This window comes from Galactobacter valiniphilus, assembly GCF_003575975.1.
Taxonomy (GTDB): Bacteria; Actinomycetota; Actinomycetes; order Actinomycetales; family Micrococcaceae; genus Galactobacter; species Galactobacter valiniphilus.
In genome coordinates this window covers 62,319-82,963 of sequence record NZ_QQXK01000005.1, presented here as the reverse complement: position 1 = coordinate 82,963, position 20,645 = coordinate 62,319, and the positions used below count along the sequence as shown (strand labels likewise).

At 71.2% G+C, this 20,645-nt stretch carries 20 protein-coding genes; 1 reads left to right on the top strand and 19 read right to left on the bottom strand.

Annotated features, from left to right (window positions below; all coding sequences use genetic code 11):
* Positions 1 to 3: 3 nt before the first annotated feature.
* From metK to pyrR, 11 genes are all read right to left on the bottom strand, one after another.
* On the bottom strand, positions 4 to 1,209 hold the full coding sequence (gene metK, locus DWB68_RS03675; protein WP_119423790.1) for a methionine adenosyltransferase: 1,206 nt from the start codon (positions 1,207 to 1,209) through the stop codon (positions 4 to 6).
* 25 nt (positions 1,210 to 1,234) lie between these two features.
* On the bottom strand, positions 1,235 to 2,476 hold the full coding sequence (gene coaBC / locus DWB68_RS03670; protein ID WP_119423789.1) for a bifunctional phosphopantothenoylcysteine decarboxylase/phosphopantothenate--cysteine ligase CoaBC: 1,242 nt from the start codon (positions 2,474 to 2,476) through the stop codon (positions 1,235 to 1,237).
* Positions 2,477 to 2,504: 28 nt separating this feature from the next.
* Positions 2,505 to 2,798: a DNA-directed RNA polymerase subunit omega gene (gene rpoZ / locus DWB68_RS03665; protein ID WP_119423788.1), complete on the bottom strand. Its 294-nt coding sequence runs from the start codon at positions 2,796 to 2,798 to the stop codon at positions 2,505 to 2,507.
* Between the two features lie 59 nt (positions 2,799 to 2,857).
* Complete coding sequence (gene gmk, locus DWB68_RS03660) at positions 2,858 to 3,445, bottom strand: guanylate kinase (RefSeq protein ID WP_119423787.1); 588 nt, start codon at positions 3,443 to 3,445, stop codon at positions 2,858 to 2,860.
* 148 nt (positions 3,446 to 3,593) lie between these two features.
* The gene (gene pyrF, locus DWB68_RS03655; RefSeq protein WP_119423786.1) at positions 3,594 to 4,421 is read right to left on the bottom strand and encodes an orotidine-5'-phosphate decarboxylase; all 828 of its coding nucleotides are present in this window, start codon (positions 4,419 to 4,421) and stop codon (positions 3,594 to 3,596) included.
* Complete coding sequence (carB, locus tag DWB68_RS03650; protein ID WP_119423785.1) at positions 4,414 to 7,713, bottom strand: carbamoyl-phosphate synthase large subunit; 3,300 nt, start codon at positions 7,711 to 7,713, stop codon at positions 4,414 to 4,416. Before carB ends, pyrF begins: the two co-directional genes overlap by 8 nt.
* A 4-nt stretch (positions 7,714 to 7,717) precedes the next feature.
* On the bottom strand, positions 7,718 to 8,872 hold the full coding sequence (carA, locus tag DWB68_RS03645) for a glutamine-hydrolyzing carbamoyl-phosphate synthase small subunit (protein WP_119423849.1): 1,155 nt from the start codon (positions 8,870 to 8,872) through the stop codon (positions 7,718 to 7,720).
* 23 nt (positions 8,873 to 8,895) lie between these two features.
* Entirely contained in the window at positions 8,896 to 9,420 is a 525-nt protein-coding gene (locus DWB68_RS03640; RefSeq protein ID WP_119423784.1) for a PH-like domain-containing protein, read from the bottom strand.
* The gene (locus DWB68_RS03635; protein ID WP_119423783.1) at positions 9,417 to 10,739 is read right to left on the bottom strand and encodes a dihydroorotase; all 1,323 of its coding nucleotides are present in this window, start codon (positions 10,737 to 10,739) and stop codon (positions 9,417 to 9,419) included. The genes DWB68_RS03640 and DWB68_RS03635 overlap by 4 nt, the downstream gene beginning before the upstream one ends.
* A 1-nt stretch (position 10,740) precedes the next feature.
* On the bottom strand, positions 10,741 to 11,706 hold the full coding sequence (locus tag DWB68_RS03630; protein ID WP_119423782.1) for an aspartate carbamoyltransferase catalytic subunit: 966 nt from the start codon (positions 11,704 to 11,706) through the stop codon (positions 10,741 to 10,743).
* Positions 11,703 to 12,299, bottom strand: coding sequence for a bifunctional pyr operon transcriptional regulator/uracil phosphoribosyltransferase PyrR (pyrR, locus tag DWB68_RS03625; protein ID WP_119423781.1), 597 nt, complete (start codon positions 12,297 to 12,299; stop codon positions 11,703 to 11,705). Before pyrR ends, DWB68_RS03630 begins: the two co-directional genes overlap by 4 nt.
* A 151-nt stretch (positions 12,300 to 12,450) precedes the next feature.
* Here pyrR and DWB68_RS03620 point away from each other — a divergent pair, with 151 nt between their 5' ends.
* Positions 12,451 to 13,650 carry a PrsW family intramembrane metalloprotease gene (locus DWB68_RS03620; protein ID WP_158588195.1) on the top strand — a complete coding sequence of 400 codons (1,200 nt, stop codon included), beginning with the start codon at positions 12,451 to 12,453 and terminating at the stop codon, positions 13,648 to 13,650.
* 136 nt (positions 13,651 to 13,786) lie between these two features.
* Here DWB68_RS03620 and nusB read toward each other — a convergent pair whose 3' ends face one another.
* From nusB to mltG, 8 genes are all read right to left on the bottom strand, one after another.
* Positions 13,787 to 14,194 carry a transcription antitermination factor NusB gene (nusB, locus tag DWB68_RS03615; protein ID WP_119423779.1) on the bottom strand — a complete coding sequence of 136 codons (408 nt, stop codon included), beginning with the start codon at positions 14,192 to 14,194 and terminating at the stop codon, positions 13,787 to 13,789.
* Positions 14,191 to 14,754 carry an elongation factor P gene (gene efp / locus DWB68_RS03610; protein WP_119423778.1) on the bottom strand — a complete coding sequence of 188 codons (564 nt, stop codon included), beginning with the start codon at positions 14,752 to 14,754 and terminating at the stop codon, positions 14,191 to 14,193. Before efp ends, nusB begins: the two co-directional genes overlap by 4 nt.
* A 153-nt stretch (positions 14,755 to 14,907) precedes the next feature.
* Positions 14,908 to 15,399, bottom strand: coding sequence for a tetratricopeptide repeat protein (locus DWB68_RS03605; protein ID WP_119423777.1), 492 nt, complete (start codon positions 15,397 to 15,399; stop codon positions 14,908 to 14,910).
* On the bottom strand, positions 15,396 to 16,481 hold the full coding sequence (gene aroB / locus DWB68_RS03600; RefSeq protein WP_119423776.1) for a 3-dehydroquinate synthase: 1,086 nt from the start codon (positions 16,479 to 16,481) through the stop codon (positions 15,396 to 15,398). The genes DWB68_RS03605 and aroB overlap by 4 nt, the downstream gene beginning before the upstream one ends.
* Positions 16,478 to 17,002: a shikimate kinase gene (locus DWB68_RS03595; protein ID WP_199700367.1), complete on the bottom strand. Its 525-nt coding sequence runs from the start codon at positions 17,000 to 17,002 to the stop codon at positions 16,478 to 16,480. Before DWB68_RS03595 ends, aroB begins: the two co-directional genes overlap by 4 nt.
* Before the next feature lie 7 nt (positions 17,003 to 17,009).
* Positions 17,010 to 18,206: a chorismate synthase gene (gene aroC, locus DWB68_RS03590; RefSeq protein ID WP_119423774.1), complete on the bottom strand. Its 1,197-nt coding sequence runs from the start codon at positions 18,204 to 18,206 to the stop codon at positions 17,010 to 17,012.
* A 21-nt stretch (positions 18,207 to 18,227) separates the two neighbouring features.
* Complete coding sequence (locus DWB68_RS03585) at positions 18,228 to 19,100, bottom strand: shikimate dehydrogenase (protein ID WP_233548593.1); 873 nt, start codon at positions 19,098 to 19,100, stop codon at positions 18,228 to 18,230.
* Complete coding sequence (mltG, locus tag DWB68_RS03580; protein ID WP_119423773.1) at positions 19,097 to 20,623, bottom strand: endolytic transglycosylase MltG; 1,527 nt, start codon at positions 20,621 to 20,623, stop codon at positions 19,097 to 19,099. The genes DWB68_RS03585 and mltG overlap by 4 nt, the downstream gene beginning before the upstream one ends.
* Positions 20,624 to 20,645: the final 22 nt, after the last annotated feature.

The window sequence follows — 20,645 nt, the reverse complement described above, 5'->3', positions numbered from 1 at the left end:
GACTCAGGCGTTGAACCAGGAACGCAGCGCGTCCACGCGGTCCAGACGCTCCCAGGTGAAGTCCGGATCGCTACGGCCGAAGTGGCCGTGCGCCGCGGTCTTGCGGTAGATCGGGCGCTTCAGATCCAGGTCCTCGATGATGCCGAGCGGGCGCAGGTCGAAGATCTCGTTGATGGCCACGGCGATGCGCGCGGGATCCACGGTCTCGGTGCCGAAGGTCTCCACGTACAGGCCAACGGGGCGGGCCTTGCCGATCGCGTACGCGACCTGCACCTCGGCGCGCTTGGCCAGGCCGGCCGCGACGACGTTCTTTGCAACCCAGCGCATGGCGTAGGCCGCCGAGCGGTCCACCTTGCTCGGGTCCTTGCCGGAGAAGGCACCGCCGCCGTGGCGGGCGAAGCCGCCGTAGGTGTCGACGATGATCTTGCGACCGGTCAGGCCGGCGTCTCCCACGGGGCCGCCGATGACGAACTCGCCCGAGGGGTTCAGGATGATCTGGGTGTTCGAGGTGTCCAGCTCCGTGGTGGAGAGCACGGGGCGCACCACTGCCTCGAGCAGATCGCGGCGGACGTCCGAGATGTCGTAGTCGATCGCGTGCTGGCTCGAGACCACCACGGTCTCCAGGGACACCGGGGTGTCGCCGTCGTAGCCGATCGTCACCTGGGTCTTGCCGTCGGGGCGCAGCCCCGTCAGCACGCCGTCGCGGCGCGCGCGGGTGAGCTGGTGCGAGAGGCGGTGGGCCAGGTGGATGGGGGTCGGCATGAACGCGTCGTTCTCGTCGCTCGCGTAGCCGAACATGATGCCCTGGTCGCCGGCGCCCTGACGGTCGCGGTCGTCCACCGCGATGCCCTCGCGGACCTCGAGCGAGTTGAAGACGCCGTCCGCGATCTCCTGGCTCTGCTGGCCGATCGAGATGTTCACGCCGCAGCGCGCGCCGTCGAAGCCGTTGGCGCTGGAGTCGTAGCCCAGGTCCAGGATGGTGTTGCGCACCAGCTGCGGGATCTCGACGTAACCGTTGGTCGTGACCTCGCCGGCCACCTGCACGAGACCGGTGGTCGTGAGGGTCTCCACGGCCACGCGAGAGTCGGGGTCTTGGGCCAGGAGCGCGTCGAGGATGGCATCCGAGATCTGGTCACAGATCTTGTCGGGGTGTCCCTCGGTCACAGACTCGGAGGAGAAGAGGCGCAGGGGTGTTGGGGTCTGGGTCACCCGAACACTCTACCGGGCCGGGGCGTCAGAGCGCGTCGGCGATGGCCTGCGTCACGGCCCGAGCGACGTCGTCCTTGCTGCCGGCGGCGCGCACGGGCTCGGCGCCCGAGGCGAAGAGGATGCTGACCTCGTTGACGTCGGCGGCGAAACCCTTGGACTCACCCACCTCGTTGACCACGAGCAGATCGCAACCCTTGCGGGCCAGCTTCTGGCGGGCGTAGTCGAGGACGCTGTGGCTCTCGTCGCCGGTTTCGGCGGCGAATCCGACGATGAGATCGGGCCAGCCGCCGCGTTCGGCGGCCTCCCCCGCGGCCCGCGCGGCGACCGCGCCGGCCAGGATGTCGGGGTTGCGCACGAGCGTGAGCTCGGGCGCCTCGACGTCGTCGGTTTTCTTCATCTTGGACGCAACGTACTGGGCCGGGCGGAAGTCGGCCACGGCCGCGGCCATGATGAGCACGTCGGCGCCGGGCACCTCGCGCTCGACGGCGGTCTGCAGCTCGCGCGCGCTCGTCACGTTGAGGAGCTCGACGCCCGAGGGCGCCGGGACCTCGAGGTGGGCGGCGATCAAGAGGACGCTCGCGCCCAGGTCGCGGGCGGCCGCCGCGAGGGCCACGCCCTGTTTGCCGGAGGAGCGATTGCCAAGGAAGCGCACGGGATCCAGCGCCTCGCGCGTGCCGCCGGCCGTCACGACGACGCGGCGGCCGCTCAGGGCCCCGCTGCCGAGCAGCGGCAGGGCAGCGGCCACGATGTCGGCGGCCTCCGGCAGGCGCCCCGGCCCGGAATCCGGGCCCGTGAGGCGCCCGACGGCGGGGTCGAGCACGTGCACGCCGCGCGAGCGCAGGGTGGCGACATTTGCCACGGTGGCCGCGTGCTGCCACATCTCGGTGTGCATGGCCGGGGCCATGAGCACGGGAGCCTTGGTGGCCAGGAGCGTGGCCGTGAGCAGATCGTCAGCGCGCCCCGCCGCGGCCCGGGCGAGCAGGTCAGCGGTGGCCGGGGCCACGATCACGAGATCGGCCTCCTGGCCGAGCCGCACGTGATTCACGCTGTCCACGGCCTCGAACACGCTCGTGTGCACGGGGCGCCCCGAGAGCGCCTCCCACGTGGCCGCGCCCACGAACTGCAGCGAGTTGGTGGTGGGGACGACGTCGACGCGATGCCCCGCCTCGCGCAAGGCCCGGACGATTCCCGTGGCCTTATACGCAGCGATGCCACCGGCCACGCCGAGGACAATGTTGGCGCCCTCGCGCGCGGAAACCGGTGGCATCACAGCTCCTAGAGAAGGAAAAGGCGGCTCAGAGGGCCAGGCCCTCGGTGGGCTCCTTGTCGGCCGGGGCCTCGACGATGGGGGTAACCTCGAGCAGGCCGTCGTTGAACTCGCGCATGGCGATGGAGAGCGGCTTCTCGTTCATGCGGGTGTCGACCAGCGGGCCGACGTACTCGAAGAGGCCCTCGTGCAGCTGGGCGTAGTAGGCGTTGATCTGGCGAGCGCGCTTGGCGGCGTCGATCACCAGCGCGTACTTCGACTCGGCGCGCGTGAGCAGCTCGTCGATCGGCGGGTTGATGATGCCTTCAAGGTTCTGTGCCACTGGCGATCCTTTGTCTTGTGAACGTGAGTCTTGGTCTAGCAAAAAGCGTTAAGGGGCGCTCAGGCGCGCGGCGCGGTGGGCACGCCCATCTCGCGCACAAGCGCCTCGGCCGCCCGGCGAACGTCGTCGTTGACGATGGTCACGTCAAACTCCGACTCCGCAGCCAACTCAATCCTAGCGGTTTCGAGGCGGCGCTGCTGTTCCTCGGCCGACTCGGTGCCGCGGCCCACGAGGCGGCGCACCAGCTCGTCCCAGCTCGGCGGGGCGAGGAACACGAAGTGGGCGTCCGGCATGGACTCCTTCACCTGGCGCGCACCCTGCAGGTCGATCTCCAGCAGCACGTACTTGCCCTCATCCGCCGCCTTCAGCACGGTCGAGCGCGGCGTGCCGTAGGAGTTGCGTCCGTGCACCACCGCGGATTCAAGCATGTCGCCGGCGGACACCATCTGGGCAAAGCGCTCGGGGCCCACGAAGTGATAGTGCACGCCGTCGACCTCGCCCGGGCGGGGATCGCGCGTCGTCGCCGAGACCGAGAGCTCCACCTCGGGGTAGTGCTCCCGGATGTAGGCGGAGACCGTGCCCTTGCCCACGGCCGTGGGTCCTGCGAGCACGGTGATGCGGGGGCGGGTGGGTGCTGATTCGCTCATGGACGGGTGCTCCTGCGGTGGTGGGTGCGGCTCCTCCCCCACCCTGGCGCGCGCAAGGCGGGGCCGGTGCAGGAAAGGGATTGACCCATCCTACCGGCCCCGCCTCGTGCTGGGGTGGCATGGGCGCGGCTCGCGCGCCCCGCGCCCCTTAAGCCAGGTCCTCGCTCGCGCGCAGAACAGCGTCCCGCATGCCCTCCGGGCCCGCCTCAAGCAGCGAGCGCGAGGCCGGGACCAGCAGCTGATCCCAGACGGGGGCAAAGTCGCGGCGCAGATCGGCGCTCGTGGCGCCCTGCGCCCCGTAGCCCGGGGTGAGCAGCGGCGGCGCGCCGGCGGCCAGATCGAGCCCCAGCGCGGCGATGTCCTCGCCCACCGTGGCACCGACCACGAGGCCGACGCTGCCGAGCGGCGTGGAGCCGTGTTCAAGGTTCCACGCTGCGACGTCCTCGACGACGCGCTTGGCCGCCGAGTCGGCGCCGCCCGCGTGCTGCACGCGCTGCCCCTCGGGGTTGGACGTGATCCCGAGCACGAACACGCCGCACCCGTTCTTCGCTGCCAACTCCAGGGCGGGGGCCAGCGCCCCCACGCCGAGGTACGGGGACACCGTGACGGCATCCGAGGAGAGCGGGGAGCCCTCCCCCAGCCATGCCTCGGCGTAGCCGGCCATGGTGGAACCGATGTCGCCGCGCTTGGCGTCGGAGAGGGTCAGGATCCCCGCCTCGCGGGCGTCGGCCAGGAGCTCCTCGAGGGCCGCAAGGCCCGCGGAACCGTGGCGCTCGTAGAGCGCCACCTGCGGCTTGATCGCCGCCGCGTTGCCGACGGCCGCCTGCAGCGCGACGGACGAGAAGCGCCTGAGGCCCTCCGCGTCGTCGGGCAGACCCCACCCCGCCACGAGGGCGGGGTGGGGATCAATCCCGACACACAGCCGGCCGTGGGCCGCGATGGCCCCGGCCAGCCGGGAACCAAAGGACTCAGGCACTGAACTGCTCCGCGCGGGCCGCGGCCAGGGTGGCCTCGTGCTCCTGCAGGCTCGCCACCGACCAGGGGAAGGAGCGCACGGCCGTGATGGCCTGCACCGCCGCGGTCGTCTCGGCCACCGTGGTGATGACCGGCGTTCCGACGCTCGTCGCGGCGGCACGCAGCTCGTAACCGTCGTGGCGGGCGTCGCCGCCCGAGGGGGTGTTGATGATCATGGCGATCTCCCCCGCCTCGACCATGTCCACGATGTTGGCGCCCTCGGTGCCCTCCTCGTGGACCTTGCGGACCACGGTGGCCTCGATGTCGTTGCGGCGCAGGACGTCGGCGGTGCCGCCCGTGGAGACGATCTCGAAGCCGAGATCCTTCAGCGCGCGCACCGGCAGGATGATGTTGCGCTTGTCGCGGTTCGCGACGGACACGAAGATCTTGCCCTCGGTCGGCAGCGGGTTGTTCGCCGCCGCCTGCGACTTGGCAAACGCCGTGTCGAAGTGGTGATCGATGCCCATGACCTCGCCCGTGGAGCGCATCTCGGGGCCGAGCAGGGAGTCGACGACGCGGCCGGCCGGGGTGCGGAAGCGGGCGAAGGGAAGCACGGCTTCCTTGACCGCCACGGGGGCACCCTTGGGCAGGTTGGCGCCGTCACCCTGCGCCGGCAGCACCGTGCCGCGCAGCGAGGCGATGGTCTCACCGACGCCGATGAGGGCAGCTGCCTTGGCCATCTGCACGCCGGTCGCCTTGGAAACGAACGGCACCGTGCGGGAGGCGCGCGGGTTGGCCTCGATGACGTACAGGACGTCGGAGGCCAGCGCGAACTGGATGTTGATCAGGCCGCGCACGCCCACGCCCTCGGCGATGGCACGCGTGGCCGTGGCGACGCGCTCGAGCGTGTCGCGGGCCAGCGTGATGGGCGGCAGGACGCACGCGGAGTCGCCGGAGTGAATGCCGGCCTCCTCGATGTGCTCCATGATGCCGCCGACGTACACATCGGTGCCGTCGAAGAGCGCATCGACGTCGATCTCCACCGCGTCCTCGAGGAAGCGATCCACGAGCATGGGGTGCTCGGCCGTGATCTCCGTGGCCGTGGAGACGTAGCGGGCCAGGTTGGCCTCGTCGTAGACGATCTCCATGCCGCGGCCGCCGAGCACGTACGAGGGACGCACGAGGACGGGGTAGCCGATCTCGTCGGCGATCTTCTTGGCGTCCTCGAAGGAGACGGCGGTGCCGTTCTTCGGGGAGATCAGGCCGGCCCGATCCAGCACGCGGGAGAACTCGCCGCGGTCCTCGGCCAGATCGATGGCGGCCGGGGAGGTGCCGAGGATCGGCACGCCGGCGTCCTGGAGCTGCTGGGCGAGCTTGAGCGGGGTCTGGCCGCCGAGCTGGACGTACACGCCGAGCACGCCGCCGGAGATCTCCTCGGCGTGAATCACCTCGAGGACGTCCTCGAGCGTGAGCGGCTCGAAGTACAGGCGCGTGGAGACGTCGTAGTCGGTGGAGACGGTCTCGGGGTTGCAGTTGACCATGACGGTCTCGTAGCCGGACTCGCGCAGCGCCATGGTGGCGTGGACGCAGGAGTAATCGAACTCGATGCCCTGGCCGATGCGGTTCGGGCCGGAGCCCAGGATGATGATCGAGGGCTTCTCGTGCGCCGCGACCTCCGTCTCCTGGTCATACGAGGAGTAGTGGTACGGCGTGAAGGCCTCGAACTCGGCGGCGCAGGTGTCGACGGTCTTGAACACCGGGCGGATCCCGAGCGAGTGGCGGATGCCGCGGACGACGTCCTCGCGCTGGTGCGTCAGCTTGGCGATCTGGGCGTCGGAGAAGCCGTGGCGCTTGGCGTCGCGCAGCGTCTCCGGGCGCAGGTCCTTGTCGGCGCGGATGCGCTCGGCGACCTCGTTGATGAGGGCCAGCTGATCCAGGTACCAGGGATCGATGCCGGAGGCCTCGTAGAGGCGCTCGATGCTGGCACCACCCAGGAGGGCCTTCTGCGCGTTGGCGAGGCGCTGGGTGGAACCGAGCACGGTGGACTCGACGAGGGCGTCGATCTCCTCGGCGGCGGGGACGTCGAAGGAGAGCTCCGAGCCCTTCTGCTCGAGGGAGCGCAGGGCCTTCTGCAGGGCCTCGGTGAAGTTGCGGCCGATGGCCATGGCCTCGCCCACCGACTTCATGGTGGTGGTGAGGGTGGCGTCGGCGGCCGGGAACTTCTCGAAGGCGAAGCGCGGGACCTTCACGACGACGTAGTCGAGGGTCGGCTCGAAGGAGGCCGGCGTCTTCTGCGTGATGTCGTTCGGGATCTCGTCCAGCGTGTAGCCGAGCGAGAGCTTCGTGGCGATCTTGGCGATCGGGAAGCCGGTGGCCTTGGAGGCCAGCGCCGAGGAACGGGACACGCGCGGGTTCATCTCGATGACGACGACGCGGCCCGTGTCGGGCTCGATGGCGAACTGGATGTTGCAGCCGCCGGTGTCGACGCCCACGTTGCGGATGACGGCGATCGCGATGTCACGCAGCTTCTGGTACTCGCGGTCGGTCAGGGTCATGGCCGGGGCCACGGTGACCGAGTCGCCCGTGTGGACGCCCACCGGGTCGAAGTTCTCGATGGAGCAGACGACCACGACGTTGTCGTTGCGGTCGCGCATCATCTCGAGCTCGTACTCCTTCCAGCCGAGGATGGACTCCTCCAGGAGCACCTCGGTGGTCGGCGAGTACTGCAGGCCGGCGCCGGCGATGCGGTGCAGGTCTTCCTCGTTGTAGGCCATGCCGGAGCCCAGGCCACCCATGGTGAAGGAGGGGCGGACGACGCAGGGGTAGTTCAGGACCTTGGCGGCGGCGAGGGCCTCCTCCATGGTGTGAACGATGATCGACTTGGCCGACTCGGCGCCGGAGCGCTCGACGACGCCCTTGAACTTCTCGCGGTCCTCACCGAGCTCGATGGCCTCGATGTTGGCGCCGATGAGCTCGACGTTGTACTTCTCCAGCGCGCCGGACTTGTCCAGGGCGATTGCCGTGTTGAGGGCCGTCTGGCCGCCCAGCGTCGGCAGGATCGCGTCGGGACGCTCCTTGGCGATGATCTTCTCGACCACCTCGGGGGTGATCGGCTCCACGTACGTGGCGTCGGCGAGCTCCGGGTCCGTCATGATCGTGGCGGGGTTGGAGTTCACGAGGATGACACGCATGCCCTCCTCCTTGAGCACGCGCAGCGCCTGGGTGCCGGAGTAGTCAAACTCCGCGGCCTGCCCGATGACGATGGGGCCCGATCCGATGACGAGGATGGACTTCAGGTCTTCACGCTTCGGCACTTCTTCAGCCTTCCTGGGTGGTCTGCGCGGCGGCGGTGTTGTTCGCCATGGAGTCGACAAAACGGTCGAAGAGGTATGCGGCATCGTGCGGGCCGGCCGCGGCCTCGGGGTGGTACTGCACCGAGAAGGCGGGCAGGTCGAGGCAGCGCAGGCCCTCCACGACGTTGTCGTTGAGGCACACGTGCGAGACCTCGACGCGGCCGAAGCGCTCCTGCGGCGCGGTCACGGGACCGTCAAGCGGGGCGTCGACGGCAAAGCCGTGGTTCTGGGCCGTGATCTCCACCTTGCCGGTGGTGCGATCGAGCACGGGCTGGTTGATGCCGCGGTGGCCGAAGGGCAGCTTGTAGGTGCCGAAGCCCAGGGCGCGACCCAGGATCTGGTTGCCGAAGCAGATGCCGAAGAACGGCAGCTTGCGGTCGAGCACCTCGCGGGTCAGCTCCACCTGCACATCGGCCGTGGACGGATCGCCCGGGCCGTTGGAGAGGAAGACGCCATCGGGGTTGACGGCCAGGATCTGCTCGAGCGTGGAGTCGGCCGGCATGACGCGCACGCGCACGCCGCGCTCGGCAAAGCGCTGCGGGGTCATGCCCTTGATGCCGAGGTCCAGGGCGGCGACGGTGAAGCGGGGCTCACCCTCCCAGCCGAAGTCGGCGGGCTCGACCCAGTAGCTCTCGGTGGCGGAGACCTCTTCGGCCAGGCGCGCGCCGGCCATGGGCTCCTGGGCGCGAACGGCCTCGACCAGCTCGGCGACCGGGCGGGCGGCCTCGGTGCCGGAGAAGATGCCGGCGCGCATGGCGCCCTTGTCGCGGACGTGGCGCGTGATGGCGCGGGTGTCGACCTCGCTGATGCCCACGATGCCGTCGGCGACGAGGTTCTCGTCCAGCGTGCGCTCGGAGCGCCAGTTCGAGGGTCGGCGGGCGGCGTCGCGGACGACGTAGCCGGAGACCCAAATCCGGCGGGACTCCTCGTCCTCGTGGTTCACGCCCGTGTTGCCGATGTGCGGGGCGGTCTGCACCACGATCTGGCGGGCGAAGGAGGGATCGGTGAGGGTCTCCTGGTAGCCGGTCATGCCGGTCGTGAAGACCAGCTCGCCGAAGGTGGCGCCCTGGGCGCCGTACGGGCGGCCGTTGAAGACCTTGCCGTCCTCGAGGACGAGCATCGCCTCGGGGTTGCTCGTGGTGCTCACTTGGAATCCTTCCCGGTGGTGTCAGTCCCGGCGGGGACGAGGGCACGGAGGGCCGAGAGCAGCTCGGCCTTCTGTTCGTGATAGCGGGGACGGAAGCCGGTGTCGAAGCCGAATCCGTCCTGGGTGTGGCGCAACACGACGATGCCGTCCTTCTCGACGGCCTTGCCGACCATGTTGCTGGTGGTGTCGACGAGCTCAAGGGCTTCGCTCGGCACAAAGAAATTCGGGTTGCCCTCGCGCAGCACGGCCACGCCGTCGCTGCCGACCGAGAGCAGGGCCGGGCCGCGCAGGCCCAGCTGATGCACGGCGATGCGGTCCAGCCGGTCCCCGGCCGAGGTGGTCACCACGTAGGTTCCCTCGACCTCCACCCGCGGCTCGCTCAGGGTCTCGGGGATGGAGGCCGGGGCCGGCACCGAGGCTTGGCGTCGCTGGCGGTTGCGCCAGCCCAGCAGGATCAGCGCGATCACCCCCACCACAACCACGAGGGTGATGATGACGGCGGGGACGTACTCGGGACTCATGCTTCTGCTTTCGCTGCGGTACTGCTGTGCACCAGCTCGCCTCCGCGCACGGTCTGCTTCCCCTGGAAGAAGACATGGCTCACGGCGCCGGGCAGGCTCATCCCACGGTACGGGGAGTTGCGCCCCTTCGTGGCATGCGTGTCGGGGTTGACCACGGTTGTGGCGCTCGGATCGACGAGCGTCACGTTGGCCGGCTCCCCCGCGGCGAGCGGGCGGCCCTGGCCCTCCATGCGGGCGATGGTGGCGGGCGTGGCAGACATGATGCGCGCCACGTCCTCCCACGTGATCAGGCCCGTGTCCACGAGGGCGTGCTGGACCACGGGCAGCGCGGTCTCGAGGCCGGTCATGCCCATGGCCGCCGCGGCCCACTCGCATTCCTTGGCCTCGGTCGGGTGCGGTGCGTGGTCGGTGCCGATGCAATCGATCGTGCCGTCGGCGACGGCGGCGCGCAGGGCCTCGACGTCGGCGGCCGTGCGCAGCGGCGGATTGACCTTGTAGACCGGGTCGTACTCGCGCACGAGCTCGTCGGTCAGGAGCAGGTGGTGCGGGGTGACCTCGGCGGTCACGTTGACGCCGCGGGCCTTGGCCCAGCGCAGGATCTCGACGGAGCCGGCGGTGGAGACGTGGCACACGTGTAGGCGCGAGCCCACGTGCTCGGTCAGGAGCACATCGCGGGCGATGATCGCCTCTTCGGCCACGGCCGGCCAGCCGGGCAGGCCCAGCTCGGCCGAGACGATGCCCTCGTTCATCTGGGCACCCTCGGTGAGGCGCGGCTCCTGCGCGTGCTGGGCCACCACGCCGTCGTACGCCTTGACGTACTCGAGGGCGCGGCGCATGAGCACGGGGTCGGAGACGCAGTGGCCGTCGTCGGAGAACATGCGCACCTGGGCGCGGGACTCGGCCATGGCGCCGAGCTCGGCCAGCGCCTTTCCCTCGAGGCCAACGGTCACGGCGCCGACGGGGTGGACGTCCACCCAGCCGGACTCGCGCCCCAGGCCCCAGACCTGCTCGACGACGCCGGCGGTGTCGGCAACCGGCAGCGAGTTCGCCATGGCGGCGACGGCGGTGTAGCCGCCCTTGGCCGCGGCGCGCGTGCCGGTCTCGACGGTCTCGGCGTCCTCGCGGCCGGGCTCGCGCAGGTGGGTGTGCGGGTCCACGAGACCGGGCAGGGCGACGAGGCCCTCGGCCTCGATGACCTCGGCGTCCCCGGCGGACAGCGTGCCGCCGGCGGCAACGGCCTCGATGAGCCCGTCGCGCAGCAGCAGATCGGTGGCCTCGCCGCCCAGCAGGGAGGCGTTGCGGATGAGGTAGCTGGTCACGTCAGGCTCCTTCGGTCGAGGGTGCCCCGGAGAGCACGAGGTAGAGGACGGCCATGCGCACGGCCACGCCGTTGGCCACCTGGGCCAGGACGCGCGAGCGCGGGGAATCGGCGGCGGCGGCGGAGATCTCCAGGCCGCGGTTCATGGGGCCCGGGTGCATGATGATCGCCTCCGGGGTGAGCAGGCCGAGGCGGTGCTCGTTCAGGCCCCAGCGTCGCGAGTACTCGGCGACGGACGGGAAGAAGGCGCCGTGCATGCGCTCGGCCTGCACGCGCAGCATCATGACCGCGTCCGGGCCGGTGGCCAGCGCCGCATCGAGGTTGTACTCAACGTCGCACGGCCAGGTCTCGACGCCGACGGGCAGCAGGGTCGGCGGGGCGACGAGCGTGACCCGGGCGCCGAGCGTGTGCATGAGCCACACATCGGAGCGGGCCACGCGCGAGTGCAGGACGTCGCCGACGATGACGACGCGCGCGCCGTCGAGCCCGCGCCCCGTGGGATCCACGCCGGCGCGGGCGGCCAGCTCGCGGCGCAGCGTGAGCGCGTCGAGGAGCGCCTGCGTGGGGTGGGCGTGCGTGCCGTCGCCGGCGTTGACGATGGCCGCATCGATCCAGTCGGTGCGGGCGAGCCGCTGGGCCGCACCCGAGGCGGGGTGGCGGATGACGACGGCGTCGGCGCCGATCGCCTGCAGCGTCTGGGCGGTGTCCTTGAGCGATTCACCCTTGGAGACGGAGGAGCCCTTGGCCGAGAAGTTGATGACGTCGGCGGAGAGGCGCTTGGCGGCGGCCTCGAAGGAGATCCGGGTGCGGGTCGAATCCTCGAAGAAGAGGTTGACGACGGTGCGGCCGCGCAGGGCGGGGAGCTTCTTGACCTCGCGGCCCGAGACGTCAGACATGGTCTCGGCGACGTCGAGGATGCGGATGGCGTCCTCGCGGCTCAGGTGAACGGTATCGAGCAGGTGCCTCACAGGGCGCTCCCCTTCGTCTCGGCGCGGTCGGTGATGAGGACGCGGTCGGCGCCGTCTGATTCGGTGAGCTCCACGCGCACGGATTCGTTCTTCGACGTCGGCAGGTTCTTGCCGACGTGATCGGCGCGGATGGGCAGCTCGCGGTGGCCGCGGTCCACGAGGACGGCCAGGCGAACGATCCCGGGGCGTCCCAGGTCGTTGAGGGCGTCGAGGGCGGCGCGGATGGTGCGGCCGGAGTAGAGGACGTCGTCCACGAGGACCACGGTCATGGCGTCGACGCCGGCCGGGGGCACGAGCGTGGGGGCCGGGGTGCGTGTAGCGCTGTGGCGAAGATCGTCGCGGTACAGCGTGACGTCGAGGGAGCCGAGAATCTCTGCGGCGGGCCGGCCCGTGATGGCCTCAAGCTTCTCAGCGAGGCGGGCGGCGAGGTGCACCCCGCGGGAGGGGATGCCAAGCAGAACCAGATCCTGCCCGCCCTTGGTGGTCTCCACGATTTCGTGGGCAATGCGGGTGAGCGCGCGATCGATTTCGGCTGCGGTGAGAACCTCGCGGGCGGCGCTAGGCTGCGCTGCGTCTGCAGGGGTGTTGCTCATCGGCCGACCTCCTTCCCCGCCTCTCTGGACGGAACTTAAAGGGTGTCTGCTTCGCCAGCTAATTTACCACGGGAGCGGGAACCGGACCGCGCCGCGCCGCCTTCACGGGCCTGCGCCGCTCGTCACATCTTGTCCGCCTACGCTTGGGCGCATGGCCGAGAATCGCAGGCTCTTCCCGTACACGCCTTCCTCCTCCCCCAGCCAGCCGCCGCAGGCTCCGGCGCCGGTCGCGCAGGTGCGCCTCGGACCGCCCCGGCGCGGCGGAGGGGCGTGGGCGCGCGTCGCCTGGATCGTCCTCGGGCTCGCCGCCTGGTGGGTGGGGCGCTTCCTCCTGGGGGTGCTCGGCGTGGAGACAACGATCGTCACGGGGCTCGTGGCCCTCGTGCCGCTCGCGCTGTGTTTCCTGGCGCTGCGCTACATCGACCGCTGGGACCCCGAGCCGTGGCGGCTCGTGGCGGTGGCCGTGCTGTGGGGCGCCGCGCCGTCGGTGCTCATCGCCCTCTTCGCGGGCGGCTTGTTCGAGGGGGCCGCCACGACCGCGTGGGGTGAGCTCGCGATCGCGCCCGTCACGGAGGAGATCGCCAAGGGCCTCGGCCTCCTGTTGCTCGCCGTGCTCGCGCGCCGCCACCTGCACGGGGCCGTGGACGGGGTGGTCTACGGCGGGCTGATCGGCGCCGGCTTCGCCTTCACGGAGAACATCCTCTACTTCTCGGCGGCGTTGTCCCAGGGCGGGGACGCCTTCGGCGCCACCGTGTTTGGCCGCGGCGTGCTCTCGCCCTTTGCGCACGTGCTCTTCACGGCGATGACGGGTGCCGCCGTGGGCTGGGCCACCGAACGGGTCAAGGGCTTCGGAGGGCTCTTCGCCGCCTGGCTCGTGGGCCTCGTGCCCGCCATGGCCTGCCACTACGCCTGGAACGCCCTCGCGAGCGGCGTGACGCCGCTGAGCTTCGAGGCCGGCTACCTCTTCACGCAGGTGCCCCTCTTCCTCGGCGCGGTCATCGTGGCCCTCCTCCTCGTGGTCAGGGAGCGCAGGCTCACGGTCAGCGCCCTCAAGGACTACGAGGCGGCCGGCTGGTACACCCCCCAGGAGGTCGCGACCCTCTCGAGCCCCCGCGCGCGCCGGGAGACGAGCCGCTGGGCGGGCAGCCGCGGCGCCAAGGCGCAATGGCGGCACGTGGTCCGCACGGCCGATGCCCTCGCGGTGGTGCGCCAGCGCCAGCGCATGAACCCGGGCCAGGCCAGCTTCGATCAGGATCAGGCGACCCTGCTGCACACGAGCCTCACGGCGCGCGAGGCGCTGCGCTCGGCCGTGGGCCACGGCCCCGGTGGGTGGACCACCACCCAAGGCTAGGGACCGGGAGGGCCCGACGGCGGCCCCAGCCGCTGGTGCCTCGGCGCGCCTTGGCGCGGCGGCGCTCAGGGAACGACAACGGCGGGGCTTCCCACCGTGAAAGGTGGGAAGCCCCGCCGTCGGGCGTTGCGGGCGCCTAGTCCAGCAGCGTGGGCTTGAGGCGCATGAGGCGACCGAGGAGGCCGTTGACGAACTCCGGAGAATCGTCGGTCGAGAGCGCCTTCACGAGCGCCACCGCCTCGGAGACGGCCACGGCGTCGGGAACCTCATCGTTGTAGAGCAGTTCCCAGAGGCCGAGGCGAAGGGCCACGCGGTCAACGCCCGGCATGCGCTCGAGGCTCCAGCCCTGGGCGTAGGTCGAGATGATCTCGTCGAGGCGGTCCTGATGGCTCAGGACGCCGCCGACCAGCTCGCGCGTGTACGGGTTGACCCGGTCTTCGCCCTCCAGGCGGCGGCTGAGCACGCTCGCCGCGTCGACGCCGCGCTGCTCGGCCTCAAAGAGCACCTCGAGGGCGCGCTGACGGGCCTTACTGCGGGTGCTCACTCGGAGACACGCCCCAGGTAGTTGCCATCGCGGGTGTCGACCTTGACCTTGGTGCCCTGCTCAACGAAGAGCGGGACCTGGATCTCGTAGCCGGTCTCCAGCGTGGCGGGCTTGGTGCCGGCCGAGGAGCGGTCGCCCTGCAGGCCCGGCTCGGTGTAGGTGATCTCCAGGACCACGGAGGCCGGCAGCTCGACGTACAGCGGGGCACCCTCGTGCATCGCGATGACGACGTTCTGGTTCTCCAGCATGAAGTTCGCGGCGTCGCCCACGGTCTCCTTGGCGACGGTGATCTGGTCGTAGTCGTCCAGATCCATGAACACGAAGTCGCCACCATCCAGGTACAGGTACTGGTAGTCGCGGCGGTCAACCGTGGCCGTCTCGATCTTGGCGCCGGCGTTGTAGGTCTTGTCGACCACCTTGCCGGAGACGACGTTGCGCATCTTGGTGCGCACGAACGCGCCGCCCTTGCCGGGCTTGACGTGCTGGAACTCGATGATGGACCAGAGCTGGCCATCGATCTTGAGCACGGTGCCGTTCTTGATGTCGTTGCTGGTCGCCACTGCTTCCTCTTTCGTGCGCTCCCCGTGACTCCTGGGCGCGCGTGGGCACAGGACGAGGTGTTGGGTGAGATTCTCCGACAAGGGATTCTACCGTAAGCGGGCCCCTCCCCCGTCGCGGGGGCCCAGGCGGTGCGGCGGACGGGCCGCGCGGCACTAAACGGCCGCGGAGGCCAGCTCGAACGCGAGGCGCGAGCACTCGACCAGGCGGGCATCGTGCCCCGCGGCGCGGCGCCCCTCCCAGGCGGCCTTGAAGCGCGTGGCGGCGGCCTTGACGTCGCCGCTCGTGTAGAAGTCGGCGCCGAGCTGCTGGAGCACATCGGCCTCGGCGTCGGTGCCCGCGAACTCCTCGAGCAGGCGGCGCAGGCGGTTGATGGCTCGCTCGGTGTCGCCGTTCCACCGGGTCACCTCGGTGTCCAGGAGGCGCAGGCGGGCGTTGGCCGGATCCATGAGGCGCGCCTCGGCGACCACCTCCGCGGCATCGGCGAAGCGGCCCTGGGCGATGAGGACGACGACGCGGTCGCCGGCGTCCTGTGCCTCGAGCGTGGCCGCCGCGAGCGGCTCATCGACCACGATGGGGCGCAGCTCGGGGAGGACAAAGCGGACGCCGGGGATGCCGGTGTCCATGAGGGCGCTCTGGGCGATCATTCGGCGACCTCCTGATAGGCGGTGAAGAGCAGGTGATCCTCCGGCGCCTCGAGCACGCCGGGGCGGCCCTGGCCGTCCAGCACGATGAAGCGCAGGTGATCGCCGCGGGACTTCTTGTCGCGGCGCATCGTGGACAGGAGGGTCTTCCAGCGATCGGCGCGGTAGCTCACGGGCAGGCCGAGCAGCTCCAGCACCGAGCGCACGCGATCGGCCGTGGGGTCGTCGGTGCGGCCCACGAGGCGGCCGAGCTCGGCGGCGAAGACGAGTCCGACGGACACGGCGGCGCCGTGGCGCCACTGGTAGCGCTCGGCGTGCTCGATCGCGTGGGCCAGGGTGTGGCCGTAGTTGAGGAACTCGCGGCGGCCCGTCTCCTTGAGGTCCTCCCCCACGACCTCCGCCTTGACGGCGATGGTGCGGCGCAGGATCTCGAGGAAGGCCTCGCTCTTGATGTCGGTGGCGGCCTCGATGTCGGCCTCGAAAAGCTCCAGGATGCGCTCGTCGGCGATGAAGCCGCACTTGACGGCCTCGGCCATGCCGGCCACGAGCTCGTTCCGCGGCAGCGTCTCGAGGGCACCGAGATCGGCGATGACACCGGCCGGCGGGTGGAAGGCGCCCACGAGGTTCTTGCCCTCGGCCGTGTTGATCCCGGTCTTGCCGCCCACGGAGGCGTCCACCATGCCGAGGAAGGTCGTGGGGATCGCGAGCCAGCGCACGCCGCGCAGCCAGGTCGCCGCGACGAAGCCGGCGAGGTCGGTGACGGCGCCGCCACCCACGCCCACCACGGCATCGGAACGCGTGAAGTCGGACTGGCCCATGACCTGCCAGCAGAAGGCGGCGACCTCGACTCGCTTGCCCTCCTCGGCGTCCGGGATCTCCGCCGTCATGGCCTCGAAGCCGTCGGCCACGAGGGCCTCGCGGACGGCCTCGCCCGTGCTGCGCAGGGCGCGGGGGTGGATCACCAGGACCTTGCGCACGCGCTCGCCCAGCAGGGTGCCCATCTGACCGAGGAGGCCGCGGCCGACGAGCACGTCGTAGCCGGGGCCCTCGGGCGTGTTGACGTGCAGGACTTCGCTGGTGCTCATGATGAGTGCTCCTCGGGTTCGGTGCGCATCGCGGTGAGGACGGTGCGCGCCACGGTCTGCGGTCCGTCCGCGTCGGCGGCCACGGTGTGGCTGGCCACCGCTTGGTAGTGGGGGGCCCGTTCCCGCGCGATGCGGGCCCAGGCCTCCTCCGGATGGTCCCCGGCCAGAAGGGGCCGGGTGGCGTCCCCGGCGAGGCGGCGGGCCGCCGTCTCCGGGGAGATGGTGAGTCTGATGACCGTGTGCTCGGCCAGGGCCGCGCGGTTGGCCTCGGCCAGGACGGCGCCCCCTCCGGTGGCCAGCACGACGGCGGGCCCGGCCAAGACGGCGGCCAAGGCCGCCGACTCGAGCTCCCGGAAGGCGGCCTCACCGCGCGCGGCAAAGAGCGCCGGGATCGGGCCGTGCCTGCTCACGAGCTCCTCGTCGAGGTCCACGAACGGCAGGTTCAGCGCGCGCGAGAGCTCGCGCCCCACGCTGGACTTGCCGCTGCCCATGGGCCCGACCAGGACCACGGTCTTCTTCACGCGCCGGTCACTGCCCGGGGGTGAGCTGCGACGGGATGGAGGCCTCGAAGGCAGCGATGGAGGCGCGCACCTGGGCCACGTTGTCGCCGCCGAACTTCTCGAGCACGGCGTCGGCCAGCACGAGCGCCACCATGGCCTCGGCCACGACGCCAGCGGCGGGAACGGCGCAGACGTCCGAGCGCTGGTGGTGCGCGCGGGCCGGCTCGCCGGTCGCGACGTCCACCGTGGCGAGGGCCTGCGGCACGGTGGCGATGGGCTTCATGGCCGCGCGGACGCGGAGGGAGCCGCCGATGCTCATGCCGCCCTCGATGCCGCCGGCGCGGGCGGTCTCGCGCACGAGGCGGCCCTGCTCGTCAGCGTGGATCTCGTCGTGGGCCACGCCGCCGCGGCGGCGGGCGGTCTCGAAGCCGTCGCCGACCTCGACGCCCTTGATGGCCTGGATGCCCATGAGCGCGGCAGCGAGGCGCGCGTCGAGGCGGCGGTCCCAGTGGACGTAGGAGCCGAGGCCGACGGGCAGGCCCGTCGCGATGACCTCGACGACGCCGCCCAGGGTCTGGCCGTTGTCGTGGGCGTCGTCGACCTCGCGGACCATAGCCGCGGAAGTCTCGGCGTCGAAGCAGCGCAGCGGATCGGCGTCGAGCGCCTCGACGTCGGCCGGGCCCGGCAGCGGCGAGCCGGCCGGAACGGCCACCTCGCCGAGGGCCACGGTGTGGGAGACGAGGCCGATGCCCAGCTCGCGCAGGAAGGAGGAGGCCACCTCGCCGAGGGCGACGCGGGCGGCCGTCTCGCGGGCCGAGGCGCGCTCCAGGACGGGGCGGGCCTCGTCGAAGCCGTACTTCTGCATGCCGGCCAGGTCCGCGTGGCCCGGGCGCGGCCGCGTGAGCGCGGCGTTGCGGGCCTTGCCCTCGAGCGCGGCGGGATCCACGGGATCGGCGCTCATGACCTGGCTCCACTTGGGCCACTCGGTGTTGGCGACCTCGATCGCCACCGGGCCGCCCAACGTGGCGCCGTGGCGCACACCGCCGGTGAGCGTGACCTCGTCACGCTCAAACTTCATGCGGGCGCCGCGGCCGTAGCCCAGGCGACGGCGGGCCAACGCGTCTTGGACGGCGGCCGTGGTCAGGGGGACACCGGCGGGCAGACCCTCAAGGATCCCGACAAGAGCGGGTCCGTGGGACTCGCCGGAGGTGAGCCAACGCAACATGTTCACCATCCTGCCACGGGGCTACAGGGGGGCGCCCGCCGGGGTGATGTCCGCTGCGTCACACAACGCGGCGACGACGCTCGCCTGTCGGGCGCGTGGATCTCCCGTGAACAGCTCGATCTGAGCGATCGCTTGGTAGACGAGCATGGCCAGGCCGTGCACCGGTGTGCCACCGGCGCGGCCCCACGCCGCCGCCAGCGGGCTGGGCCAGGGATCGTAGGCCACGTCCAGGAGGGGCACACCCGCTCCAGCGATCGAGGCGACGGCCTCGGCGGAGGCGTCGGCGGCGCCGGGCGGGAGCGCGGAAACCACGGCACCCGGCGCAGACAGCCGCGTCACGGATGTGAGAGAGGTCACGTCGACGGAGAGGCCGAGCGCAGCGCCCAGCTCAACCAGAGGGGCGGCGCGCTCCGGCGTGCGCACGGCAACCGTGACGTGCCTGAAGCCGAGCTGGGCGAGGGCAGCGAGCGCCGAAGCGGCAGTGCCGCCTCCCCCCAGCACGAGGGCCGGCTGCTCCGCGCGCAGCCCGCCGGCGGCTCGCAGCGCCAGGACGACGCCCTCGACGTCGGTGTTGTGGCCGGTCAGTCGCACGCCATCCGCGTCGCGGGAGACCACCACGGTGTTCGTGGCTCCAAGCAGCCGGGCGGTCTCGCTCAGCTCGTCCATCTCGGCCAGGAGCGCCTGCTTGAGCGGCATCGTGGCCGAAAGCCCCGTCCACCCGGCCTCGCTGCGCAGGCGCGCCGCAAGCGCCGGGGCGGCCTCCGCCCCGGCCTCGATCCGGCCGTAATCGATCGGCGCGCCCAAGAGGGCGTACGCCGTCGAGTGCAACAGGGGCGAGCGCGAGTGCGAAATGGGCTGCCCGGCGACGGCGGCGCGCAGCTGCGCTGGGCTCACTTGCAACGACCCTCGTTCGCCTGGCACCACTGGCGGTACTTGTCCACGTTGGCGAGGTGCTCGTTGTGGGTCTTCGCGAAGAGCGTCTCGCCCGTGTCCAGGTTCACCGTGACCCAGTAGTAGTCATCGGAGGCCTGCGGATGCGCCGCGGCCTCGATGGCCGCGTCGTTCGGCGAACCGATCGGGGTGGGCGGCAGTCCCTTGTGGACGTAGGTGTTGAAGGGGTTGGACTTGTCCTGCTGCTCCGCCTTGGTCACGAGCAGCGAGTAGCGATCCAACCCGTAGATGACGGTCGCGTCCGACTGCAGCAGACCGTACGTCTCCTTGTTGTCCGCGGCCAGACGGTTCTCGATAACGCCGGCCACCTTGGCGTAGTCGCCCTTGAGGGCCTCTGCCATGAGGATCGAGGCGATCGTGAGCGTGCGCTGCTGCTGCGCCGGATCCGTGATGCCCTGCTTCTCGAGGGTGGCCTTCGTGGCGTCGACGAGTCCCTGGAGCACCGTCTGCGCATCGGCGTCGCGCGGGAAGCGGTACTCCCCCGGATGCAGCCAGCCCTCCAGGTTCGTGGCGCTCTCGGGCAGCCCGAAGGCGCTCGGCTTGGCGGCGGCCGCCTTGAGCTCGTCGAGGCTCAGCCCCGTGCCCTCGGAGATCGCCGTCAGCGCGGCGTTGAGACGGACGTTGGGATCGAGCGCGAAGTAGGTGACGGCGTCTGCCTTGCCGGTGAGGGCCTCGAGGGCATCGGCTGCCGTCATCTCGCGCTTGAGCTGGAAGTCCCCCGGGTGGAAGGTTGCTGCCGTGTTGGCGGCGACGGCGGCGTCGAACGCCCCGGTGCTCTTGACCACCCCGGCATCCACGAGATGCTTGCCGATCTGCTTGGCGCCCCAGCCGCTCTGGACGGTGAAGGAGACATTGCCGCTGCCCGGGCCGGCGTAATCGGCCGGCGGCGCGGTCAGCTGCTTGAGCAGCCAATAGCCACCGCCGCCCACCGCGAGCAGGAAGACGAGCACGATCGCGGCGAGGGTGATGCCGCGGCGGCGACGGCGCCGCTTGCGGTCGCTGTAGTCCACCTCCTCGTCCGGGTAGAAGTGCTCCGCCGGCAGGTAACCGGCGGGAACCGCCCCGAAACGGGAGAGCCCGTCCTCGAAGCTGCCGCCGTGATGCTCGGCGGCGCCGGCCTCCTCCTCGGCGGCGGCCAACCAGGCGCCGTCGTCCTCGGAAGCCGGCCTGGTCTCGGGGGCCCAGCCGCCGGCCGTCTCGGCGCCTTCCGGCGCGTCGACCGCGTGCCACGAGACCAGCTCGGTGGCGTCGTGGGTATCAAACTCGTCAACGGGAGCTGCCACGGGAACCGGGGTGGGAAGCACCGCCTCCTCGGCCAGCGCTAGAGCCTCCTCGACCGCGGCGGTGTCGCCGGCTCCGTGCCGACCCACGCCCGAAAAGCGGCGCGCGGGGGTGTGGCGACGGCGTCGACGGCGCGGCGCGGGGCTCTGCGGCGGGGTGAGATCCCCGGGTTCCGTGGTGCTCAAGCGATGTCCTTCACGGATCGAG